A 21674-nucleotide genomic window follows, 5' to 3' on the forward strand; every position below is an offset into this window, starting at 1 on the left:
CGTCTCTGGGCGGCGAGGACTAGGCTCTTCCGCGTCGGCCGTCACAGTCGCCGGACGACGTACGTTTGAAGCGCTGACGCGCGAGGAAGGGGCAAGCTGCCGTGCCTACTGGCAAGGTCAAGTGGTTCGACGCCACCAAGGGCTTCGGGTTTCTGTCACAGGACGACGGTCCGGACGTGTACGTCCACGCCGACGCGCTCCCTGAGGGCACTGCCAAGACCTTGAAGGCCGGCACCCGGGTCGAGTTCGGCATCGCCCAGGGGCGCCGCGGTGAGCAGGCGCTCTCGGTGACCATCCTGGAGCGCGCGCCTTCCGTCGCCGGGCGCCAGCGGGCCGCCAAGCGCCGCAACCCCGAGGAGATGGAGCTGATCGTCGAGAACGTGATCAAGCTCCTCGACGACATCCGGGACGGATACGCCCAGGGGCGCCCACCCACGCGGGAGCTGGCGAAGAAGGTCTCCCCCGCGCTGCGCCAGATCGCCGACGAGTTCGAGCTCTGATCCTCTAGATCCAGCTCTGGTCTAGATCCAGCTCAGGTCGGGGATCAGGGTCTGCACGCCGACCACCAGTCCCGCGAGGTTGACGGCCAGCAGGACGAGGATCCAGAGCACCGACGGGATGCCGGTCAGACCGGCGAGCTGGTCGGGGTCGGATCCACGGCGGCCTCGCTCGCCGCGGCCGAGGAGCTCGAGGAGCGGCCGCGGCGAGGCGAGCAGGAGCAGCCAGGTCACCAAGGTGGCGACGATCGTCTGGAGGCGGCCGTCGGCGTACCAGCTGATCGCGCCCAGCGCGGCGCCGAGCACCAGCAGCACGAGCAGGCCGTAGCCGTTGCGTACCCACAGCAGGAGCACGAGCATCGCCGCCACCAGCAGCCACAGCAGTCCCAGGGCGTGGCCGGCGGCGAGCATGGTCGCGCTCAGCAGACCGAGGAGCGCCGGCGCGAGATAGCCGGCGGCGAGCATCGCCACCATTCCCGGCCCGGTCGGCTTGCCTCGCGAGAGCGTGACCCCCGAGGTGTCGGAGTGGAGCTTGATCCCGGACAGGCGCCGGCCGACCAGGACCGCCACCACCGCGTGGCCGGCCTCGTGGACGACGGTGACGCCGAGCCGCACGGTGCGCCAGGACGTACGCCAGACGACGAGCATCAGCGCGACGAGTCCGGCGCCGATCAGCCAGGGCGCTTCGGGGACGGTCTGGGTCGCGGTGATCGTGTCCCAGAAGTCGATCACTTCGGCGCCCGGTTCGACGACCCGTTCGTCGTTGCGTTCATCGATCCGGAGCGGAAGCCGCGTGAGTCGATCTCCACGGCGGTGAATCCTGCGTCGGTCACGGTCTTGAGCACCTCGTCGGCATGGTGGGGTTCGAGAGGCAGGAGAGTAGCCGACAGCTCCACCGTGGCCTTCTCCCCATGGTCGCGCACCCGCAGATCCACCCTGGCGGCGTCGTGGCCGTGGGACGCCAGGACCCCGCGTACGCCCTGCTCTGCTCTCTCCACGCGCGCGAGCCTTCGTGGCGTGACCTCGAGGCCGTAGGCGATCCGGCTCGAGAGACAGGCTGCGGCTGGCTTGTCCCAGGTCGGCAGCCCCCAACGGCGTGAGGCCTCGCGGATCTGCGTCTTCGTCAGGCCGGCATCCTTGAGCGGGGTGATCGCGCCACGCTCAGCGGCCGCGCGGATGCCGGGGCGTAGACCGTTGAGCCCCTCGATCGCGTCGTCGGCGTTGGTGCCGGTCGCGACATGGGCCAGACCGAGCTCGCCCGCCAGCGGGATCAGGGTGTCGAGCAGCTCCGCCTTGCAGAAGAAGCACCGATCGGTGCCGTTGGCCCGGTAGCCCTCCCGCTCCATCTCGTGGGTCCGCGGGGTGACGAGGCGTACGTCTAGGCTCCTCGCGAACTCCGCGGCCGGGTCCCGCTCCGCGATCGGGAGGCTGTGGGAGTAGCCGGTCGCGGCGGCGACGTTCGCGCTGGTCAGCGCTCTGGTCGCGGCCGCCAGGAGGAAGGCGCTGTCTGCGCCCCCGGAGAAGGCGACCAGCACACTCCCTCGAGACTTGAGATCCGCTTCGAGAGCGCTGAGCCGTTGATCGAGATCGGACACGCTCTGACCCTATCCGCGTGCTCCAGGGGCTGCCGCGGAGCGGCGACGCGAGGCCAGGACGACCAGCACGACCATGAGCACGATGACGAGCACGGCCAGGAGACCCACGACGGCGACGGTGAGGACCACCGCGGTCAGCGCGGCTCGGGTCTCCTCGTCGCGTTCGACCCGTAGGTCCTCGACGATCTCCTGTACCGCGGCCCCGAGCACGTCCTGCAGACCCCGGATGAACTCCGTGCTGGACATGACGTAGACATCCGGAGCAACGGCGGACGAGTCGGCACCGCTCTCGGCGATGACCTGGTTGACGATCTGATGCGCAGGGACGCCGACCGCTCCTTCGGTGGCCGTGCCCTGGGTCAGCCGGTCGAGCGCCTCCCGCTGCTGGTCGGAGGTCTTCTCGTAGAAGTCTGCGAGCGAGCTCCGCAGCCCGGCCTCGGCCTCGACCAGGGACGCGAGCTCCTTCTCGCCCAGCCGCTGCACGCCGGGCCTCTGCGCCTTGGACAGGAAGGTCGTCATGAGCAGGCGCTCCTGGCTCAGCGACTCCCAAGTCTCGGGGGCGCTGCCCAGCGCCTCGATCATGGAGGCGGTCTGCGCATCCGTGACCTCCGGCAGGTGGGCGGCGATGCCGAACAGGTCGGTAACGAGGTCGGTGTATCGCTGCTGCGCCTCCTCGCCGGGCCCGCGGGCCTGTGTGCGCAGGTCGTCGATGTCGGCGAGCGCCCGATCGATCTGGTCGAGCGTCGCGTCGAGCTCCTGGTCCTCACCGCGGTCGATGTCCCGTACGCCGCCACGCCACGCCTCCGCCGCGAGGTCGGTCCGCTCCTGCAACGGCCTGGTCACCACGGGAGGAACGCCGGCTGAGGCCCCGTCACGCTCGAAGCTCAACGCGGCCGCGAGCTCGACGGTCGGCACCATGACCTCGGCGAGTGCCGCGGCCCGCTGGGCGGTGGCCGCCTGGTCCGTCGCTCGGGAGACACCCAGGTAGCCGAGAACGCCTGCCGTGACCGCGATGAGCACCGCCAGGACCAGGGCGATCCGAATGCTCCACGTGGCCTTTGCGGCGGGCTGACGGGTCGGGGGCTCTGTCAGCGTGTTGGTCATGGCACCTCTCGGGTCCGGCGGGTCCTGGAACCCTAAGGCAGGACGGACATTCCGCGCGCTTGATTTCCGGATCGCAACGGCCGGGGCGTCGTCTGGATAGGGTCTGACCATGGGGGCAGAGCGGGAGACGTCGGCGAAGTCTGGCCGACGGTCGAGAGGAACTCCGGGCTCGATCGTCGAGATCTTGATCATCGCGGTGACGGCGATCCTGCTCACGGTCATCATCAAGACCTTTCTCGCCCAGGCGTTCTACATCCCCTCGGAGTCGATGGAGCCCGGGCTGGAGGTCAACGACCGGGTGCTGGTCGAGAAGCCGTCCTACTGGATGGGCACCCCTGAGCGCGGCGACGTCGTCGTCTTCGCCGATCCTGGGAACTGGCTCTCGACCAACGATGTCCCTCCCGCGCCGACCGGCTTCAAGGCCGCGCTCGCCAAGATCGGGCTCTACCCGTCCGGCGACCACCTGGTGAAGCGGGTCATCGGGGTCGGTGGCGACACCGTGGAGTGCTGCGAGTCGGATCGCATCGTGGTCAACGGCACCCCGCTGGACGCGTCCTCGTTCATCGCCCCCTCCGCTACCTGCGACGGTCCGATGGCGCAGGACAACGGCTCGTACGTCCGGGGCGGCTGCCGGGGCTGGAAGGCCGTCGTCCCCGAGGGCCGGCTCTTCGTGATGGGCGACAACCGCGCCAACTCCGCCGACTCGTCCTTCCACCTGTGCAGCCCCGAACGCCAGAGGTCGGGCGACGAAGCCTGCGCGAGCGCCTTCGTACCCGTCTCCGGCGTCGTCGGCCGCGTAGCCGTCGTCTTCTGGCCCACCGACCGCTTCGGCATCGAGCACCGCCCCGAGACCTTCGACGCCGTCGACTGACCCTCGCCGAGGCGTCACGCACGTCGCTCGAGGCGTCACGCACGTCGCTCGAGGCGTCACGCACGTCGCTCGAGGCGTCACGCACGTCGGCCGAGACGTCACGGAAGTGACTTCTCGGCCGACGGGAGTGACGTCTCGGCGGGTCAGGCTTCGCGGACCACATCCATGGTGCGGTCGCCGAACTTGACCTTGTCGCCGTGCACGAGCGCGGCCGGACGGCGGGCGCCGAGGGCTCGCGCCGCACCCTTGCGGATCAGGGTGGTGCCGTTGGTGGAACCGCGGTCCATGACCACGAGGGTGCCGTCGGCGGCGACCTGGAACTGGGCGTGGGTCTTGGACAAGGACATGTCGCTCGAGGAGAGAGCCACTCGGTGGGCGACCTCCTCGCCCGGTCGCGGCTCGGGGCCGCGGCCGACGATGGCGAGGCCCTCGACCACGAAGCTCTGACCGGTGTCGAAGGTGACCCGCCAGCGAGCCGTCACCGCGGGCTGCGGAACGGGTGCCGGCGGCGCAGGTGGTGCGGGCTGCATCGTGGCCGGGACCGGCGGCGGAGGTGGTGCGGGTGTGGGTGCCGGAGGTGCGGGCGGCGTAGGCGTCGGCGGCACTGGGGCCGACGTCTGACGGGCGACCGGGCCCGGGACCTGGGTCGGGGCGGACTGAGCCTCGGCCGCGGCCCGTGCCGGGGCCTGGGCTGCCGCCGCCTGGTCTGCGGCGGCTTGGTCCGCAGGGCTCTGGGTCGGGGCCGCCGGGGTCTGCGGCCGCTCGGCCGGCTCCGGAGTCGCCTCGGCCTGCTTCAGACGCATCGTCGTGAGGTTGACGATGCGTCGCGGTGCCGGAGCCTCTTCCTCCGTCTCGACGACGGCAGGAGGACGTACGTCGACGACGACCGAGCCCGCGCGACGATCGTGCCAGCTCTGGCGACGACCGCGCTCGTCCATCGCGGCGACCCAGGCGAAGGTGGCCGTGCCGATGCCGAGCGTCGGGATGGTGCAGAGACCGAGCAGAGCCTGGCGTACGAACGCCTTGCCGACGCCGATCGGGCGACCCGCGGCCCCGGAGTCATCGCTGACCACGCGGAGGCCGAGGGCCACCTTCCCCGGCGTCTTGCCGCCGGAGCCGGTGAGTAGGGTGCCGACCAACCAGACCACCAGCACCACGCCGGCGATCAGCGCGACGCCGGGCAGCGTGTCTCCGTTGCGGAGGAAGATCAGCCAGGCGACGAACCCCGCCGCGCCGAAGATCGTCCACGCGATCACCCGGTCGATGGCGAAGGCGTAGAACCGACGATCCGGCTCCGCGATCGCTGCCTCGACCGACTGGGCCTGGAGGCCGGCAACGCTCATTCCAACGCCCCCGATGTGGGCGAGAGCCTCTCTCTCACGGGTTGGTCACCCGGATCGTGAGGCTGTCGCCGAGGTCGATGACGGCGCCGGGCATCAGCTGGACCGGTACGCCGGGACGCAGATCCTCCGGGCCGAGCCCGGGCTGGACCAGGACGGTGCCGTTGGTCGAGCCGAGGTCGGTGACCACCGCTGCGCCGTGGTCGACCCCGGCACCCGGACGGATCTCGCAGTGGGTCGAGGAGATCTCCTGGTGCGGGCTCGGCACGGTCACGAGCATCGGCTGCTCGGTGGGCGTGAACCGGCTCGCCTCGGGCGCACGACCGACGAGGACGACGCGGTCCACCTCGACACGGTCGCCGCTGGAGAACTCCAGGCGCGCGACCGGGTAGGCGGTCACCTTCGGGGCCTCGGGCTGGCCGGGGATCCCGGCGAGCCCAGCGTTGAGGTCCTCACCGACACCGATGCGGGTCAGACCGTCGTGGTCGTCCTCATCGGGGTTGGGCTCCTCCCAGACCGGCTCGTCGTGGGTCTGCGGAACCGGGGCCACGGCCGAAGCCGGCGGCGCAGGCGGGGCCGGGAACGCAGGCGGAGCCGGGGGCGCGGGCGGAATGTCGGTCCCTGGCGGGCCGACCGGCGGAGCGACCGGCGGAGCCATCGGCGGGCCGTCCGCAACTGGCGCGTCGACCGGCGCGGAATCGATCAGACCGTCGGCCGATGCCTCAGCGAAGGGGGCTGGCGGCGCGTCGACCGGCGGCGGAGGAGGCGTCGTCGGCGGCGGCGGGGGCGGCACCGACGGCGGTCCGAAGGCGGGCGCCGGAGCGGACTCGGGCTCGTCATAGGACTCGGGCTCGTCGTACGACTCGGGCTCGTCATAGGCCTGCTCGTCGACGACCTGGAGGACCTCGGTCTCGGCGTCGGAGACATCCTCCCCATCGTCCGCGGGCTCCGGGGAGACCGCAGACGGCCCGAAGGACGACGCCACCGCAGCGGCGTGCTCGTCGCTGGCGTAGTCGTCCTCGTAGCCGGCGGAGACGGACTCGGGGTGGTCCTGGTCGGTCTGGTCGTCGGCACCGTCGGCGTCCTGCGCCGCGGTCGGCATCTCGAACGCCTCGGTCGACTCGGTCAGATCGTCGTGGCGAGGCGTCGGCGCCTCGCCGGACTCCTCACCGCGGTTGACCGAGATCGGCTCATCCGAGTCGGAGTCCGAATCGAAGTCCGAATCGAAGTCCGCGTCCGGTTCAGGGCTGGAGTCGGCATCGTCGTCCCCGAGACCCGGAAGGTCACCCGAGACCGTGATCGGTGGCACGACCGACAGCGAAGGCGGAGCCGCGACCGGCTCGTCCTCGTCGTGGCTCTGCTCCTCGGCCGCGTCTGCGTAGTCGTCCTCGGGCAGCGGGTCGGTGAGCGGGTCACCCGGCGTCGGCTCGTCGACGCTGTCGTCCACGCCCTCCTCGACCGCCACCGGGGCGCCTACGAAACCTGCGCGGCTCTCCGGCGAGTCGTCGTGGGCGGACTCCGGCACCGGCGGCGGAACCTCGAGACCCGAGACCCGCAGCAGGCCACCGAGCGCCGTCATCGGCTCACCGGTCGCACCCTCCTCGCCGAGCGAGACGGACATCCGGGTGACACCCTCGAGAGTGCGCTCGACCCACGTCTTCGAGGACGAGCCGTCGACCTCGACGGTGCCCTCTGCGGCGTCGAACGAGACAACCGACGGGCCGCGCACGACCGTGCGTACGCTGCCGCCGTCAGGCGTCACGTCTCCGGAGATGAGGACGAAGCCCGGCAACGAGCTCAGCCCGGTCGCGACGAGCGCGTCGAGCACCTCGTCGAACCCGGCGCCGTCGTCGACGAGCGCCCACAGCGCCCCCGCACGGCTCTTCTCCGAGGGCGGGAGCAGCACCGTGGCGCTCTCGCCGATGATGCCGAACCACGTGCCCGGCATGTAGGACGTGCTTGCGATGATCCCTGGCTCACTCATGCCGCCACCTCTGCGCTCCGGTCGTAGTCGTGGCGCAAGCGCCAGAATACGAACGTGGCCGCATGAAGTCTGCTGTCGCTCGCTGACGCTCGCTCATGGCAGCACTCCTAGCTTCTGCTCCATACTCACCCTTTGTTGCTCCGAGTCATACGGGTTCTCCTCGGTCAATCCCATCACATCGACCACGATCGCAGTGGCGTTGTCCCTGCCACCCGCTGCGACCGCGGCGGCGACGAGCTTCTCGGCCGTGTCGCGGGCGTCGGTGTCCTGCGCCGCGAGGATGTCGGCGATCTCACCATCCGAGATCATTCCGCTCACCCCGTCCGAGCACAGCATCAGCCGCGCGCCGACGGGCAGCGTCACCTGGAAGATGTCGGGGACCGCGGGGGCCATCCCGCCCAGCGCCCTGGTCACCACGTTGCGCTCCGGGTGGTGTTCGGCCTGCTCAGCCGTGATCTGGCCGGCGTCGACCAGTTCTTGGACCAGACTGTGGTCGCGGCTGAGCTGGCTCAACGTACCGTCGTAGAACCGGTAGATGCGCGAGTCGCCGACGTTGAGCAGGATCCACAGCGGGCTGCTGCCGCCGTCGGCGATCAGAGCCGCGGCGCAGGTCGTGCCGGACTGGTAGTCGGAGGCCCCGCGCGAGCGCTGCTCGAGCGCGAAGGCCACGATCCGGTCCTGTGCCGCCTGGAGCGCCTCGACCATCGCCTGACTGCCGGACTCGGACACGTAATGGGTCCCGCCGAGCTTGGCGAACTCCTGGATGACCATCTCGCTGGCGATGTCACCACCGTCGTGGCCGCCCATGCCGTCGGCTACGACGAAGACCGGAGGTTCTGCCACATGGGAGTCCTCGTTGACCTTCCGCACCTGGCCGACATCGGTCGCGGCCCCGTGCGCGATCACTACTTTCCTGGACATCTCGCCCCCTAGGCCTGCCGGGATAACGTGATGCCGATGGACACAGGCTTCCGCTCGCTCGCAGACCAGTTGCGCTCTTGGCCCACAGAGCGCATCTCACGCCTGCTTCTTGCTCGTCCTGATCTCGCCACGCCGTCCCCTCATGACTCTGGCCAACTCGCCGCCCGAGCAGCCACCCGCACATCCTTGCACTCTGCGCTGGATGACCTTAGCCATCTCCAGCTGATCGTGCTTGATGCCGTTGTCCTCGCGAATCAAACCACCAAAGCCCACTTATCTTCCATGCTGAATGCGGAAGTAGGCGCCACGACACGAGCACTTTCTCATCTGGAGGACACCTGCTTGGTGTGGCACTCCCTCAGCGGCCTGCGGGCCGTGACCGGAGTCGCAGCCGCGCTGCAAGGCTCACCAGGGGTCTCCGGGCTGCAGCCGTTCGCCGGCAATCCAGGGGCTGACCAGGAAGAAGTCGTACGCCGCCTGGCCGGTGTCTCCGCCGAAGCCCGCGCGATGCTGGAGGCTGTCGACGCCGGCGGAGGGCAGGCTTCCTCTTCTCGCGCGCGCCCGCGCGTATCGGTGGCCGACGCCGCCGGACCGGCGGAGGAGCTGATCGCTCATGCCCTGCTGGTCTCCTCGGGCGATGAGATGCTGACCCTGCCCGGCGAGGTCGGCATCGCGCTGCGCGGCGGGCGGACGACGCTCGCCCCCGTTGACGTCCCACCGTCGCTGCCGACCTCCTCGCGGCCGTCGGCGCTGGTCGACCGGGCTGCTGCGGGCGCCGCCTTCGAGCTCGTACGCAACCTCGAGCTTCTCCTCGACGCGTGGGGTGCCGCACCTCCCCGGTCGTTGCGCGGCGGGACGGGGCTGACGGTGCGAGACCTGAGAGTGACCGCCGAGCGGCTCCACGTCACCGAGCCCACCGCGGCCCTACTGATCGAGGTCGGCTGGGCCTCGGGGCTGCTCGCACTCGGCACCGACGAGGAGGGCGATCCGTCCTGGATGCCGACCGAGCTCTACGACCAGTGGCTCCAGCAGCCGCTGGCGGCTCGCTGGGCACACGCGGCCGGCGCCTGGCTGGCATCACCTCGGCTTCCCGGGCTCGTCGGCCAGCGTGATCCGGCCGGGAAGACCTGGAACGCGCTGGCACCCGACATGGCCGGCGCGTCGGCGGTGGAGACGCGACGGCTGGCCCTGCGCCTCCTGGCCGACCTCCCGGACGGCGAGGTGCTCGCCGCCGGCACCGGTCCGGCCGCGGTCGTGGCGAGGCTGGCCTGGGAGCGGCCGCGTCGGCCACGCACCCGCACCGAGTCGCGCGAGTCGCTGGTCGCCTGGACTCTCACCGAGGCGGAGACGCTCGGGCTGGCTGCGTTCGGCGGGCTGGCTGCGTACGGTCGGCTGCTGGTGGCCGGCGACGATCCGGTCCCGACCTTGGCCCGCCTGCTGCCGGAGCCGGTCGACCATGTCCTGCTCCAGGGCGACCTGACCGCGGTCGCGCCCGGGCCGCTCGAACCGGCGTTGGCGCGCGCACTGGCCGTGGTGGCGACCGTGGAGTCGCACGGAGGGGCGATGGTCTACCGGTTCACCAAGGAGTCCGTACGCAGGGCGATGGACCGTGGCTGGACCGCTGCCGAGATCCACGCTTTCCTCACCGCCGCCTCCCGCACCCCCGTGCCGCAGGCGCTCTCCTACCTGGTCGACGACACAGCGCGCACCTTCGGGACAGTCCGTGTCGGGTTCGCCGCCGCCTACCTGCGCAGCGACGACGAGGCCGCGCTGGCCGAGCTGCTGGCCCACCCGGCGGCCGAGTCCCTGGGGCTGCGGCGGCTGGCGCCGACCGTGGTCGTCAGCACCGTCGCGCTCGACTCGCTCCTCCCCCGGCTGCGCGAGCTCGGCCTGGCGCCGGTCGTCGAGGCGCCGGACGGGTCGGTCCACGTGGCGCGCCCCGACGCCAAGCGCGCCAAGGTGCGCACCGGCCAGCGCCCGGAAGCCGCCCAGGAGGCCCACCTCGCGGCCCGCGCGACCGCCGTGGCGACCAGGGTCAAGGCCGGCGACGAGACCGCGACCGCACGCCCGACCTCGCCGGAACCGGCCTCGACGATGGCGATCCTCCACGAGGCCATCGATGCCGGGGAGAAGGTCGTCATCTCCTACGTCGACGGCCGCGGGGTCGCTGGGGAGGCGCGCGTCGAGCCGCTGGGCCTGGACGGTGGCTCACTCGCGGCCCGGGTCGAGGACGACGTACGCTCCTTCGCGCTGTCCAGGATCAGGAGCGTGCGCCCGACGTCGCCGTAGGCTGGTGCGGTGAACGACGGCCCCCTGATCGTCCAGTCGGACAAGACGCTGCTGCTCGAGGTCGACCATGCCCGAGCAGGTGAGTGCCGCAAGGCGATCGCGCCGTTCGCCGAGCTGGAGCGATCCCCGGAGCACATCCACACCTACCGCCTCACGCCGCTGGGCCTGTGGAACGCCCGCGCCGCCGGCCACGATGCCGAGCAGGTCGTGGACACGCTGCTGGAGTTCTCCCGCTACCCCGTCCCGCACTCTCTTCTGGTCGACGTCGCCGAGACGATGGCCCGCTACGGCCGGCTACGACTGGAGAAGAACCCGGTCAACGGCCTGGTGCTGGTCTCCTCCGACCGGGCGGTGCTCAAGGAGGTCCTCCGGGCGAAGAAGATCTCCGGGATGCTCGGGGCCCGGGTCGACGAGGACACCGTCGTCGTCCATCCCTCCGAGCGCGGAAACCTCAAGCAGGCGCTGCTCAAGCTCGGCTGGCCGGCCGAGGACTACGCGGGCTACGTCGACGGCGAGGCTCATGCCATCGCGCTGGACACCGCCGACTGGACGCTCCGCCCCTACCAGACGGAAGCGGCCGAGTCGTTCTGGCACGGCGGCTCCGGGGTCGTCGTACTCCCCTGCGGTGCCGGCAAGACGCTCGTCGGCGCTGCTGCCATGGCACATGCACAGGCGACCACGCTGATCCTCGTCACCAACACCGTCTCCGCACGCCAGTGGAAGGACGAGCTCGTACGCCGCACCTCGCTGACCCCGGAAGAGATCGGCGAATACTCGGGATCGGTCAAGGAGATCCGGCCGGTCACGATCGCCACCTACCAGGTCCTGACCACGCGGCGGAAGGGCGCCTACCCGCACCTGGAGCTGCTCGATGCCCGCGACTGGGGGCTGGTCGTCTACGACGAGGTCCACCTGCTTCCCGCCCCGATCTTCCGGATGACCGCCGACCTGCAGGCCCGCCGGCGGCTCGGCCTGACCGCCACGCTGGTGCGTGAGGACGGTCGCGAGGGTGACGTCTTCTCGCTGATCGGCCCCAAGCGCTACGACGCCCCGTGGAAGGACATCGAGGCACAGGGCTGGATCGCGCCGGCGGACTGCGTCGAGGTGCGGGTGACCCTGCCCGCCGGCGAGCGGCTCGTCTACGCCACGGCCGAGCCCGACGAGCGCTACCGGATCGCCTCATGCACGCATCACAAGATCGACGTGGTCAAGGAGATCGTCGCCTCCCACGCGGGAAAGCCGACGCTCGTGATCGGGCAGTATCTCGAGCAGCTCGACGAGATCGCCACCTCGCTCGACGCCCCGGTGATCGAGGGCAAGACCTCGATCAAGGAGCGGCAGCGGCTCTTCGAGGCGTTCCGATCCGGCGAGCTCGACCTGCTGGTCGTCTCGAAGGTCGCCAACTTCTCCATCGACCTGCCCTCGGCCGAGGTCGCGATCCAGGTCTCCGGAGCCTACGGCTCCCGCCAGGAGGAGGCTCAGCGGCTCGGCCGGCTGCTGCGCCCCGGCGACGGCAACAAGACCGCCCACTTCTACACGATCGTCTCCCGCGACACCGTCGACGCCGACTTCGCCCAGAACCGCCAGCGCTTCCTGGCCGAGCAGGGCTACGCGTACCGGATCGTCGACGCCGGCTCTCTCGGCGACCTCACCTCCTGATCCCGGTCGCGTCTGCCGGGCCAGAGTCGACGGCACGGGTTGAATCGTTTCTGTGTTGCCAAGTCCGGCTGACGTGGCCGGAAGCAGCCAACTCATTGCAGAGTGATGTGACGCACGCCATACTGCTTGAACCGTTTCAATCACTCGCCGCCCCCAGGAGTCGCTGTGCGCAGACGCATCGCCGGGTCGATAACGACCTGTCTCGCCGTCATCCTCATCCCTACCGTGCCACCGCCCATGGCCGGCGCGGCGCAGCCGCTCGCGCAGGAGGCCGCCGGCTCGCGCCCCGTGGTCGACGAGCTGCGCACCAACGCGCTGGTCGATCCGCTCGGCATCCCGACGACCGCCCCGAAGCTCGGCTGGCAGCTCGACACCGACCGTCGCGGCGTGACGCAGAAGGCCTATCAGGTCCGGGTCGCCTCCACGAAGGAGAAGCTCGCCTCGCCCGACGTATGGGAGAGCGCGAAGGTGAAGTCCAGCCAGTCGGTCGACGTCACGTACGCCGGACCGGCGCTGAAGCCTCGTACGGACTACGTCTGGTCCGTGCGGGTCTGGGACGACAAGGGTGCCCCGTCCGCCTGGAGCGAGCCGGCGACGTTCGCCACCGGGGTCGGCGACCAGGCCTGGACCGCTGACTGGATCGGCCCGGAGACGCCCGTGCTGGGCGCGGAGTGGACCGACTACACGATCGAGTTCACCGCCTCCGACATCAAGGGCGCCCTCGGCGTCTACTTCCGTGGCCAGGACACGGAGAACGCCTACATGTGGCAGCTCAGCGAGACCGACGACGCGCTGCGACCGCACGTGAAGCGCAACGGCGGATACTCGGTGCTCTCCGCGAAGCCGGTCCCTGCGGGCTTCGACTTCGCTGCCGAGCACGACTACGCGATCAACGTCGCGGGCGACACGATCACCACCACGATCGACGGCCAGCAGCTCGATCGGCGCACCGACGCCAGCTTCTCGAAGCCCGGCGTCCTGGGTTTCCGCGCACACGGCGCAGAGTCCGGCGTGGTCCAGGACGTGACCGTCACCAGCGCTGACGGCACGGTCCTCGTGGACACCGACTTCCCGGCCGACGACCTCACCTTCACCGCAGGCACCGTCACAGCCGACGGGCTCCGCGTCGATGGTTCCGGTGGCGAGGCGTGGTTGAGGCGCGACGAAGCGCTGCCCCTGCTGCGCAAGGAGGCCGATCTGGGCGAGAAGAAGATCACCCGCGCCCGCATCTACGCCTCCGCACGCGGTGTCTACGAGCTGCGCCTCAACGGCGAGCGGGTCGGCGACGCCGAGCTCGCGCCCGGATGGACGGCGTACGACAAGCGCATCGACTACCAGACCTACGACGTGACCGACCAGGTCACCTCGGGCGAGAACGTGCTCGGGGCCGAGATCGCCCCCGGCTGGTACACCGGCAAGGTCGCGATGTTCGGCACCGACGTCTACGGCACCGAGAACTCCCTGATCGCCGAGCTCGTCGTCGACTACGCCGACGGCACCAGCGAGGTCATCCGCACCGACGACACCTGGCGTACGACCGGCGGGCCGACCCGCGAGTCCGACATGCTCGACGGTGAGTGGTACGACGCCCGGCGCGCCGCCGCGGTCGACGGCTGGGACGAGGCCGGATACGACGACGAGGACTGGGCCGCCACTGCGGTGCGGGACGAGCCGACCGACGTACTCGAACCGCAGACGACCGTCGACGTACGCGTCACCGAAGAGCTCGAGACCGCCGAGCGGATCGAGTCACCTACCGACGGCGTCTACCTCTACGACCTCGGCCAGAACATGGTCGGGCACGTCCGGATCGAGATGCAGGGCCAGAACGGCCAGACGGTCAAGATCCGTCACGGCGAGGTGCTCAACCCGGACGGCACTCTCTACACCGCCAACCTGCGCTCCGCGAAGGCGACCGACACCTACACCTTCGGCTCCGACGACCCGGAGACGTTCGAACCGTCCTTCACCTTCCACGGCTTCCGCTACATCGAGGTCTCGGGCGTCGACGAGGCGCCCGACGCCGACGACATCGTGGGCGTCGTGGTGGGCACCGACGGCGACCTGACCAGCACTCTGGACACCAGCTCCGACATGGTCGACCAGCTGCAGAGCAACATCGTCTGGGGCATGCGCGGCAACTTCCTCTCCATCCCGACCGACACCCCCGCGCGCGACGAGCGGATGGGCTGGACCGGCGACATCAACGTGTTCGCCCGGACGGCGGTCTACAACATGGACTCCGAGTCGTTCCTGACCAAGTGGCTGCAGGACCTTCGCGACACCCAGCGCCCGAACGGCTCGCTGCCCGGCGTCGCCCCGGTCGTCCCGGGTCGCTTCGACGGTGGTTACGAGTCGGCGGGATGGATGGACGCCGGCGTGCACGTGCCCTGGACCCTGTGGCAGGCGTACGGCGACACCGACGTCATCACCGAGAACTACGACATGATGAAGCGGTACGTCGACTTCCTCGACGCCGATTCCACCAACCACATCCGGTCCGCCGGCGGCTACCTCGACTGGCTCAACCTCGACGACCCGACGCCCGCGGACGTCTTGGACACGGCGTTCGTAGCGAAGAGCACGCGTGAGTTCGCGCAGATGGCGAAGGCCGTCGGCCGGGACGGCGACGCCGAGGCCTACCAGGCTCGCTACGAAGCCATCCGGGCCGCCTATCAGAAGGCCTTCATCGGCGCCGACGGCTCGGTCAAGGGCGACAGCCAGACCGCGTACATCCTCACCCTGACCAACGACCTCGAGCCCGAGGACCGCCGCGACGCGGTCTATGAGCAGTTCGTGCAGACGCTCGAACGACGTGACTACCACCTCTCCACGGGCTTCCTCGGTGTCGACGGACTGCTGCCGGCGCTGACCAAGGCCGGGCGGACCGACATCGCCTACAAGCTGTTGCAGCACGAGGACTACCCGTCGTGGGGGTACGAGATCGGCAAGGGCGCGACCACGATCTGGGAGCGCTGGAACTCGATCAACCCGGATGGCAGCTTCAACGACGTCGGCATGAACTCCTTCAACCACTACGCCTACGGCGCGGTCGGTGAATGGATGTACCGCACCATGGCCGGGGTCTCGGAAGCCGCTCCGGGCTACCGCAAGGTGCGGATCGCGCCCGAGCCGGGCGAGGGCATCGATCACGTCGACTACAGCCTCGAGACTCCGTACGGCACGGTGAGCAGTGCTTGGACCACCGACGACGGACCGATGACCCTGGACGTCACCATTCCCGCGAACACGACCGCCGAGGTGCGGATCCCGGCCGCCAACCGGTGGGCGGTGACCGAGGGCGGCTCGCCGATCGAGACCTCCAAGCACGTCGAGTTCGTGCGGTACGACGAGGACGCGGTCGTCCTGGAGGTCGGCTCCGGCAGCTACAGCTTCGCGGTCGCACCGACGCTCGGCGACCTCGGTGCCGCCCGGGCCGAGGCCGCCGCGACAGCTGAGGACGTCTCCGCGCTGCCCCTCAAGGGCGCCGGCGGCAAAGCGGCCAAGCGCGACCTCGCGAATCGGACCGAGACGCTGCGCGACCAGATCGACGCGGCGTGGGACCTCGAGGCTGATGACGCCGGCGCGCAGAACGTCGCCGAGGCGGTCCATCTCGGACTCGCAGCGGCCGCGAGCCTGAACACGTCGATCCGGTTGTACGCGGAGAACGGGGTGATCGCCGAGGCCACCGCGGCCGACCTGCTCGATCGGCTGGCGGCGGTCGAGAAGAACCTCTCGCGTGCGTCTGCGCGGCTGGTCGGCGCGGTCACCACCTTGCAGATCCCGGCCGAGGAAGTTCTCCCCGGCGACGTCGTCGAGATGTCGGTGCGCGTCGACAACGCCGGCAAGCAGCCGCTGAGCGATGTGGGCTCCTCCCTCGACGTACCGGACGGCTGGACGGCGAAGCCGGTCGGCACACCTGCCGACGAGGTGCCTGCCGAGGAGCAGGTCGAGCACGTCTTCGAGGTCAAGGTGCCCGATGACGCCGCGGTCGGGCCCGTGGACCTGACGGGCGAGGTGTCCTACACCCGTTCCGGTGGGACCGCCGTGCTCCCCGTCGGAGGCACCCTGATGGTCGGGGCCGCGGTGGAGATCACCGGGACCTCGAGCGCCCCGGCGTCGGTCGACGGCGGCCAGACGGCGACCGTCACCGCCGTGCTGCACAACCGCAGCGGCGTCACCCAGCGCGGCGAGATGTCGCTGACCGGCCCCACCGGCTGGACGGCGGAGCCGGTCGGCTACGAGATCTCGGCAGGACAGGACGCCGAGGTCGACATCGAGGTCGTCGTGCCGCAGAGCGTCGTGGCCGGCCCCGCGGCGCTGACCGTCGCGACCGGACCTACGCCCATGGAGCAGGTGACCGCCACCGTGACCGTCGGGCTCGCGACCCCGCCGACCGAATCGACCGACCACGTCGACCTGGGCGACGCGAGCTCGGAGACCGCTCACGGGCTGACGGCCTCCGAGCGGTCAGGGTCTAGCCAGGAGGCCGGGCTGACCCGTCGCTACACGCACTCCTCCTACCCCGGGGGATGGTTCGAGTTCGACGCCGAGGTGCCTACGGACCGACCGTTCGTGGTCCGCATCGTCGAGACGTTCGACGGCCCGAGGCGCAAGACCTACGACGTCACCATGGACGGTCAGGTCGCGCACAGCGTCGACCTGACCCGCACCGCCGGCGGACAGGGCACGATGACCCATCAGTTCCTGGTGGAGCCCTCGGACCTGACCGCCGACGGCTCGGCACGGATCCGGTTCCAGGACACCGGCGGCGACTACGACCCGTCGGTCGCCGACGTGTGGGTGGTGCCGACGCGATGAGGCCCGGCCGTCCAGCCACGGCCTGAGCGAGCATCCCTCCGGCTCCGAACATCTCAGCCCAGCGCTGAGACTCGGAGCCGGTGGGGTGGCGGGCAGTTCTGCACCCACTGGTCTCGGCACTCCTGACACAACAGGTAGGTGTGGGTGCAGCGATCGTCGGGACAGAGCACGGTGACGGCGTAGGCCGCCACCTCCCCGCAGGGCTCGACGTCGCTGTCCGGGCTGCCGCAGTTGCACTCGCACGCTGGCCGCTCGGTGAACTCCTCCTCGAGCCGGTCGATCTCCTCGTCGATGGTCGCGCTAATGGTCATGACATCTCCTCCGTCTGGATCGGATGTCGTCCTCAGCACCACCTAAGCAGAGACCGCCGACAGTTCTGCCTCATGGATCTCGGTCTCGAACGCGAGATCGGGCCGGGAGCCGCCGATCGGGGAGAGCTGCACCACGACACCGGTCAGCACGTCCAACGCCACCTCGTACGCCTCGGGGTAGACCGTCCCCGCAGGCGGCTCCCACCCCGACTCCTCATCGCCATGCTCGGCCCAGTCGGTGACCCAGGACCACAGCAGCGGGCAGCACCCGCACCGCGGTTCGTACCCAGCCTCCGGCACGGCCCTCGCCCACCAGGTCTCCCGGCCCGCTCGCAGTCCCGAGCGCAGCTCACTCAGCGTCACGTCCGCCGACAACTCCTCGGGATCGAGCATCGACACGAACCAGTAGGTGTTCCACATCGGGTCGTCGATGTCGTGGGTGTAGGCCCTCGGTCGGCTCGCCACGAGACCATCGGCGCGCAGGACCGGTTCCGGAGCGCGCTCCGTCGTCGCTGCGTCGTCGATGACCCGGTCCCCCGTGCCGTCACGCACCCGGAGGCGACCGGGCCTACGCAGCCAGCACTCGATGTCACCGTACGACTGCGTGCGCCACGTGAAGTGCAGACTCGAGAAACGCCACGGCGACGAGCGAGCGAGCGCACGGAACGTGTCGTCGGTCAGCGGGACCTCAGGTCCCATCCGGCTCGTCCTCGTCCAGCCAGCGGCCGTCCCGCATCAGGTGGCGGCCATCGAGCTCGTTCGACTCACGCCAGGCCTGGACCTTCCTCGGTCGCACCCGGATCAGGCTGTCCGCCCAGGCGCCCGGGTCCCCGCCCTGCTTCTCGGCATAGATCTCGAGGACCTTCTGCGGCGTACGGTCCATCGGCTCGACCTCGGCACGACCGTCGATGATCACCACGTCCCGCAGCTCACCGAGCGCCAGGCGCACGACCGGGGAAGTCGTCAGGTTGCGCTGCGTACGCGCCCCACCCATGCTCGCGATCCAGATCTCGCCCTCCCACCACACGAACGAGATCGGCACCAGCCAGGGCTGGTCCTCGTGCGCCGACGCGATCCACAGGTCGACGTCGTTCGCCAGACGGGCGCGGGTGTCAGCGAGTCTCTGAGCGAGGGAGCGAGGGGCAGCCATGTCCGCACCCTAGCCGCCGACCCGGCGGGACGAGCCATCATTTTCAGACGGTCTCCTGCGAGGATGAGCGCGTGGAGACCTGGGAGTTCGAGGCCGAGCTGTGGCCGTGGAAGGGCGACACCGACGCCTGGATATTCGTGACCGCTCCGCCCGAGGTCACCGAGGACATCCGGGAGGCGTCGACCGCGATGGGCCCGCCCCGCGGCTTCGGGTCGGTGAAGGTCGAGGCGCGAATCGGGACGACCACCTGGACGACCTCGGTCTTCCCCGGCCAGAACGGCTACGCACTGCCGATCAAGAAGGACGTACGCCGCCGGGAGGATCTCCAGGTGGGCGACCGCGCCGTCGTCTCGATCTCCCTCGTCTGACACCCGCCCGGCCGGCGAAAACCCCGCGCGCGGTCGTCCGCCGACATGATTGGCTCGGACCGATGAGCGCACCCATGCACGACGACGAGCTGACGATCGACGAGGAGCTCGTGCGCTCCCTGCTGGAACGGGACCTGGCGGCGTACGCCGATCTTCCCCTCCGCCCGTTGGCCTCGACCGGATCGACCAATCAGCTCTTCCGCCTGGGTGAGGAATGGCTCGTACGCCTCCCCCGCCAGCCGAACGGGTCGGCCGCGATCACACAGGAGGCACGCTGGCTTCCCGGCCTTACGGCGAATCTCCCGGTGGCGACGCCCGAGGTGCTGACCGTCGGCGAACCCGGCTTCGGCTACCCCGAGCGCTGGAGCGTCGTGCGCTGGATCGACGGCGAGAAGCCACGCCCCGGGGCCGGAGACGTGACCGCCGCGGAGCTCGCCGAGGCCGTGACCGGGCTACGCCGGACCGAGGTCCCGCCAAAGGCTCTCGCCGACCCCGGGCTGCGGTGGTATCGCGGCAAGCCGATCGCCGGCTTCGACACCGACTTTCTCTCTTGGCTCCAGCAGTGTCGCGAGCTCACCGATCTCGATCTGGACCTGGACGCTGTCGCGCGCGTCTGGAAAGAGGCGATGGCGCTGCCGTCGGTCGAGCTCGAGCCGCGCTGGGTCCATGGTGATCTGCTCGCCGAGAACCTTCTCTCCCGCGACGGCAGCCTCGTCGCCGTACTCGACTTCGGCGCCCTCTCCGTCGGCGACCCGACCGTGGACCTGATCTGCGCCTGGGAGCTGCTCGACGGTGACGGGCGCGACGAGTTCCGGAGGACGCTTGGTCTCGACGACGACACCTGGCTTCGTGCGCGGGCGTGGGCGCTGTTCATCGCCGTGATGACCTTTCCGTACTACTGGAAGACGATGCCTGTACGTTGCGCCGATCGGCTTGTGATGGCTCGGGCTGTGGTGGGTGGCTGAGGCTCGTCTCGGCTGGGGGGCTGCTCGCTGGCCGCTTGCGTATGGGGCGGGGGATGTGTGTCTGTTTGGTCTCGTGTCTGGTTCCAGCACGGGTGGGGCCAATACGTTGTCCGGGTTGGGAGATTTAGAAGCAGGGTGTCCGGGCTGGGTGCCATTTGGGTGTCTTGCGGGCTTCCAGCAGCGGTCTGGGTTGGGTTTGGGATATCTGTCCCTGATTGGGTTTTCGGTCTTTTCGTTCCGCTTCCTCGCATATTATGTTATGGTGGGGGTAGGCGTGAACGTGAAGGCCGACCACCTCGACAGAGGCGTGCCTCTCAGCCCTGGAGACAACGGGCGTGGGGTATTCCAGGGGATCCAGGGGCGCGAGCGCTGAGCTGCGAGGGTAAGTAATAGCCCGTATTTGGCGGGCCTCCGGGACCAGCGAACCAAGCAGGGATTCTGCATCAAGCAGGAAGACCTTTGAGTTCGTACGTCGGGAGGTGACCGTGATGAGCACGCTGCAGCAGCCCCAGCATCCCGTGCTGGCGGCCATCGTGGCGATCACCGCCACTCTCGATGAGGTCGCGGACGCAAACCCCACGTTCATGGCCACCCCGGATAAGGCCGCCACGCTCGTCGAGATCGCCCGGGCGAAAGCCCAGCTGGCCGAGCTCGAGCTACGCGTGATCGCGGCTGCCGATGACGTAGCGGCGGACAGCGGGGCTCGTGATGTGGCCGCGTGGCTGCACCACCACACCCACCAGCGCCCCGAGGCCCTGCGCGACGACCTCCGGCTCGCGCACGCCTTGGACCGCACCTATGGCCGGGTCGCAGCAGCGATGCGCACCGGAGAGTGCAACTCGGCACAGGCACACGTGATCGTTGCTGCCCTCGACGACCTGCCTGCCGATCTCGACCCCGAGATCCGTGTGAAGGCAGAGGAGGCCATGGTCGCCTACGCGACCCAGTTCGACCCCACCCGGCTGCGCCGCCTGGGGCGCCGGATCCTCGACGTGATCGCCCCGGAGATCGCTGAGGCCGAGGAAGCCAGACGGCTCGCGGCCGAGGAGGCCCATGCCCGCAAGAAGACCCGCCTCACCATGCGCCGGGTCGGGGACGGCACCACCCGCATCTCGGCCGTGGTCCCCGATGCAGCTGCGGACCGGCTCGCGACCAACCTCGAGGCCTTCGCCTCCCCGCGACGTGATGACGGCACCCGGACAGAGACCGGTGAGTACCTGCCCTACGCCCGACGGCTCGGACGTGCCTTCTGTCAGATGCTGGAGACTCTCGACCCGGCCCGGCTACCCATCCACGGCGGCGATGCGACCACGGTCATCGTGACCATCGACCTCGACCAACTCCGCAAAGACGCCGGAATCGGTCAGATCCTCGGCGGCCCCCCGATCACCGCGGCCGAAGCCAGACGGCTCGCGTGCACCGCCGGCATCATCCCCGCCGTCCTGAGAGGTGCCTCCGAGGTCCTCGACCTCGGCCGCAAGGAACGATTCTTCACCGCCGCCCAACGCCGAGCCCTCCTCCTACGATCAGCGATCTGCGAGGCCGAAGGATGCGACATTCCCGGCACCTGGGCCGAAGCCCACCACTGGCTCGCCTGGGCACTGGGCGGACCCACCGACCTCGACAACGCCGCCCTGCTCTGCAGTCATCACCACCACCGCGCCCACGACCCGGCGTACCTTCATGAACGCCTGCCCAATGGCGGGCGGATTCAACCGGTCATCGCAACACTGGGTGGTGGGTTCGGGTTCGAAAGTAGCTCATCGAGGACCTGTGCTGGTGTCTTCCAGCCGAGGGTC

The 21674-nt window shown here is 69.9% G+C and carries 17 protein-coding genes; 8 read left to right on the forward strand and 9 right to left on the reverse strand.

The features are described 5' to 3' along the window. Positions 1–101 precede the first annotated feature (101 nt). Positions 102–500, forward strand: coding sequence for a cold shock domain-containing protein (locus ABZZ22_RS12090; protein WP_292648945.1), 399 nt, complete (start codon positions 102–104; stop codon positions 498–500). Positions 501–521: 21 nt separating this feature from the next. Here the strand turns inward: ABZZ22_RS12090 and ABZZ22_RS12095 are convergent, their stop codons facing one another. The 3 genes from ABZZ22_RS12095 to ABZZ22_RS12105 are packed head-to-tail and all read right to left on the reverse strand — an operon-like array spanning position 522 to position 3196. Continuing rightward, complete coding sequence (locus ABZZ22_RS12095; protein ID WP_354931196.1) at positions 522–1229, reverse strand: M50 family metallopeptidase; 708 nt, start codon at positions 1227–1229, stop codon at positions 522–524. Next, the gene (gene larE, locus ABZZ22_RS12100) at positions 1226–2092 is read right to left on the reverse strand and encodes an ATP-dependent sacrificial sulfur transferase LarE (protein ID WP_354931199.1); all 867 of its coding nucleotides are present in this window, start codon (positions 2090–2092) and stop codon (positions 1226–1228) included. Before larE ends, ABZZ22_RS12095 begins: the two co-directional genes overlap by 4 nt. A gap of 9 nt (positions 2093–2101) precedes the next feature. Then, positions 2102–3196: a nitrate- and nitrite sensing domain-containing protein gene (locus tag ABZZ22_RS12105; RefSeq protein ID WP_354931202.1), complete on the reverse strand. Its 1095-nt coding sequence runs from the start codon at positions 3194–3196 to the stop codon at positions 2102–2104. Between the two features lie 109 nt (positions 3197–3305). On the opposite strand from ABZZ22_RS12105, the gene lepB reads away from it, so the two are divergent. Further along, complete coding sequence (gene lepB / locus ABZZ22_RS12110) at positions 3306–4067, forward strand: signal peptidase I (protein WP_354931205.1); 762 nt, start codon at positions 3306–3308, stop codon at positions 4065–4067. Between the two features lie 143 nt (positions 4068–4210). On the opposite strand, the gene ABZZ22_RS12115 is transcribed toward lepB, so the two are convergent. The 3 genes from ABZZ22_RS12115 to ABZZ22_RS12125 all read right to left on the reverse strand — a co-directional run bounded on the left by ABZZ22_RS12115 (position 4211) and on the right by ABZZ22_RS12125 (position 8312). After that, positions 4211–5410 carry an RDD family protein gene (locus ABZZ22_RS12115; RefSeq protein WP_354931208.1) on the reverse strand — a complete coding sequence of 400 codons (1200 nt, stop codon included), beginning with the start codon at positions 5408–5410 and terminating at the stop codon, positions 4211–4213. Positions 5411–5444: 34 nt separating this feature from the next. After that, positions 5445–7391, reverse strand: coding sequence for an FHA domain-containing protein (locus tag ABZZ22_RS12120; RefSeq protein ID WP_354931211.1), 1947 nt, complete (start codon positions 7389–7391; stop codon positions 5445–5447). A 93-nt stretch (positions 7392–7484) separates the two neighbouring features. Then, on the reverse strand, positions 7485–8312 hold the full coding sequence (locus tag ABZZ22_RS12125; protein WP_354931213.1) for a protein phosphatase 2C domain-containing protein: 828 nt from the start codon (positions 8310–8312) through the stop codon (positions 7485–7487). A 345-nt stretch (positions 8313–8657) separates the two neighbouring features. Between ABZZ22_RS12125 and ABZZ22_RS12130 the strand changes: the two genes are divergently transcribed. The 3 genes from ABZZ22_RS12130 (at position 8658) to ABZZ22_RS12140 (ending at position 17081) form a co-directional block, all read left to right on the forward strand. Beyond that, positions 8658–10601 carry a helicase-associated domain-containing protein gene (locus ABZZ22_RS12130; RefSeq protein WP_354931243.1) on the forward strand — a complete coding sequence of 648 codons (1944 nt, stop codon included), beginning with the start codon at positions 8658–8660 and terminating at the stop codon, positions 10599–10601. A 9-nt stretch (positions 10602–10610) separates the two neighbouring features. Further along, positions 10611–12260, forward strand: a complete 1650-nt coding sequence (locus tag ABZZ22_RS12135; RefSeq protein WP_354931216.1) for a DNA repair helicase XPB — start codon at positions 10611–10613, stop codon at positions 12258–12260. Positions 12261–12425: 165 nt separating this feature from the next. Beyond that, a complete protein-coding gene (locus ABZZ22_RS12140) occupies positions 12426–17081 on the forward strand; it encodes a family 78 glycoside hydrolase catalytic domain (RefSeq protein ID WP_354931219.1) in 4656 nt (1551 codons plus the stop codon). A gap of 53 nt (positions 17082–17134) precedes the next feature. Here ABZZ22_RS12140 and ABZZ22_RS12145 read toward each other — a convergent pair whose 3' ends face one another. From ABZZ22_RS12145 to ABZZ22_RS12155, 3 genes are read right to left on the reverse strand one after another with little or no spacing between them, the layout of a single operon-like run. Continuing rightward, the gene (locus ABZZ22_RS12145; RefSeq protein ID WP_354931222.1) at positions 17135–17392 is read right to left on the reverse strand and encodes a hypothetical protein; all 258 of its coding nucleotides are present in this window, start codon (positions 17390–17392) and stop codon (positions 17135–17137) included. A 42-nt stretch (positions 17393–17434) separates the two neighbouring features. Continuing rightward, complete coding sequence (locus ABZZ22_RS12150; protein ID WP_354931225.1) at positions 17435–18091, reverse strand: hypothetical protein; 657 nt, start codon at positions 18089–18091, stop codon at positions 17435–17437. Next, positions 18081–18542: a pyridoxamine 5'-phosphate oxidase family protein gene (locus ABZZ22_RS12155; protein WP_354931228.1), complete on the reverse strand. Its 462-nt coding sequence runs from the start codon at positions 18540–18542 to the stop codon at positions 18081–18083. The genes ABZZ22_RS12150 and ABZZ22_RS12155 overlap by 11 nt, the downstream gene beginning before the upstream one ends. Before the next feature lie 71 nt (positions 18543–18613). On the opposite strand from ABZZ22_RS12155, the gene ABZZ22_RS12160 reads away from it, so the two are divergent. The 3 genes from ABZZ22_RS12160 to ABZZ22_RS12170 all read left to right on the forward strand — a co-directional run. After that, positions 18614–18910 carry a DUF1905 domain-containing protein gene (locus ABZZ22_RS12160; RefSeq protein WP_354931231.1) on the forward strand — a complete coding sequence of 99 codons (297 nt, stop codon included), beginning with the start codon at positions 18614–18616 and terminating at the stop codon, positions 18908–18910. 62 nt (positions 18911–18972) lie between these two features. Then, positions 18973–19875, forward strand: a complete 903-nt coding sequence (locus tag ABZZ22_RS12165; RefSeq protein ID WP_354931234.1) for an aminoglycoside phosphotransferase family protein — start codon at positions 18973–18975, stop codon at positions 19873–19875. Positions 19876–20363: 488 nt separating this feature from the next. Then, positions 20364–21674, forward strand: a 1311-nt coding sequence (locus ABZZ22_RS12170) for a DUF222 domain-containing protein (protein ID WP_354931237.1), incomplete at its 3' end; no start/stop codon positions are given.

It is taken from the genome of Nocardioides sp. NPDC006273 (assembly GCF_040613495.1).
Classification (GTDB): domain Bacteria; phylum Actinomycetota; class Actinomycetes; order Propionibacteriales; family Nocardioidaceae; genus Nocardioides.

Excerpts from the sequence above, each read along its gene's own strand:
- ABZZ22_RS12120 (WP_354931211.1), bottom strand. The coding sequence starts at position 7,391 with ATGAGTGAGCCAGGGATCATCGCAAGCACGTCCTACATGCCGGGCACG.
- ABZZ22_RS12155 (WP_354931228.1), bottom strand. The coding sequence starts at position 18,542 with ATGGCTGCCCCTCGCTCCCTCGCTCAGAGACTCGCTGACACCCGCGCC.
- ABZZ22_RS12125 (WP_354931213.1), bottom strand. The coding sequence starts at position 8,312 with ATGTCCAGGAAAGTAGTGATCGCGCACGGGGCCGCGACCGATGTCGGC.
- ABZZ22_RS12165 (WP_354931234.1), top strand. The coding sequence starts at position 18,973 with ATGAGCGCACCCATGCACGACGACGAGCTGACGATCGACGAGGAGCTC.
- ABZZ22_RS12145 (WP_354931222.1), bottom strand. The coding sequence starts at position 17,392 with ATGACCATTAGCGCGACCATCGACGAGGAGATCGACCGGCTCGAGGAG.
- ABZZ22_RS12150 (WP_354931225.1), bottom strand. The coding sequence starts at position 18,091 with ATGGGACCTGAGGTCCCGCTGACCGACGACACGTTCCGTGCGCTCGCT.
- ABZZ22_RS12115 (WP_354931208.1), bottom strand. The coding sequence starts at position 5,410 with ATGAGCGTTGCCGGCCTCCAGGCCCAGTCGGTCGAGGCAGCGATCGCG.
- lepB (WP_354931205.1), top strand. The coding sequence starts at position 3,306 with ATGGGGGCAGAGCGGGAGACGTCGGCGAAGTCTGGCCGACGGTCGAGA.
- ABZZ22_RS12105 (WP_354931202.1), bottom strand. The coding sequence starts at position 3,196 with ATGACCAACACGCTGACAGAGCCCCCGACCCGTCAGCCCGCCGCAAAG.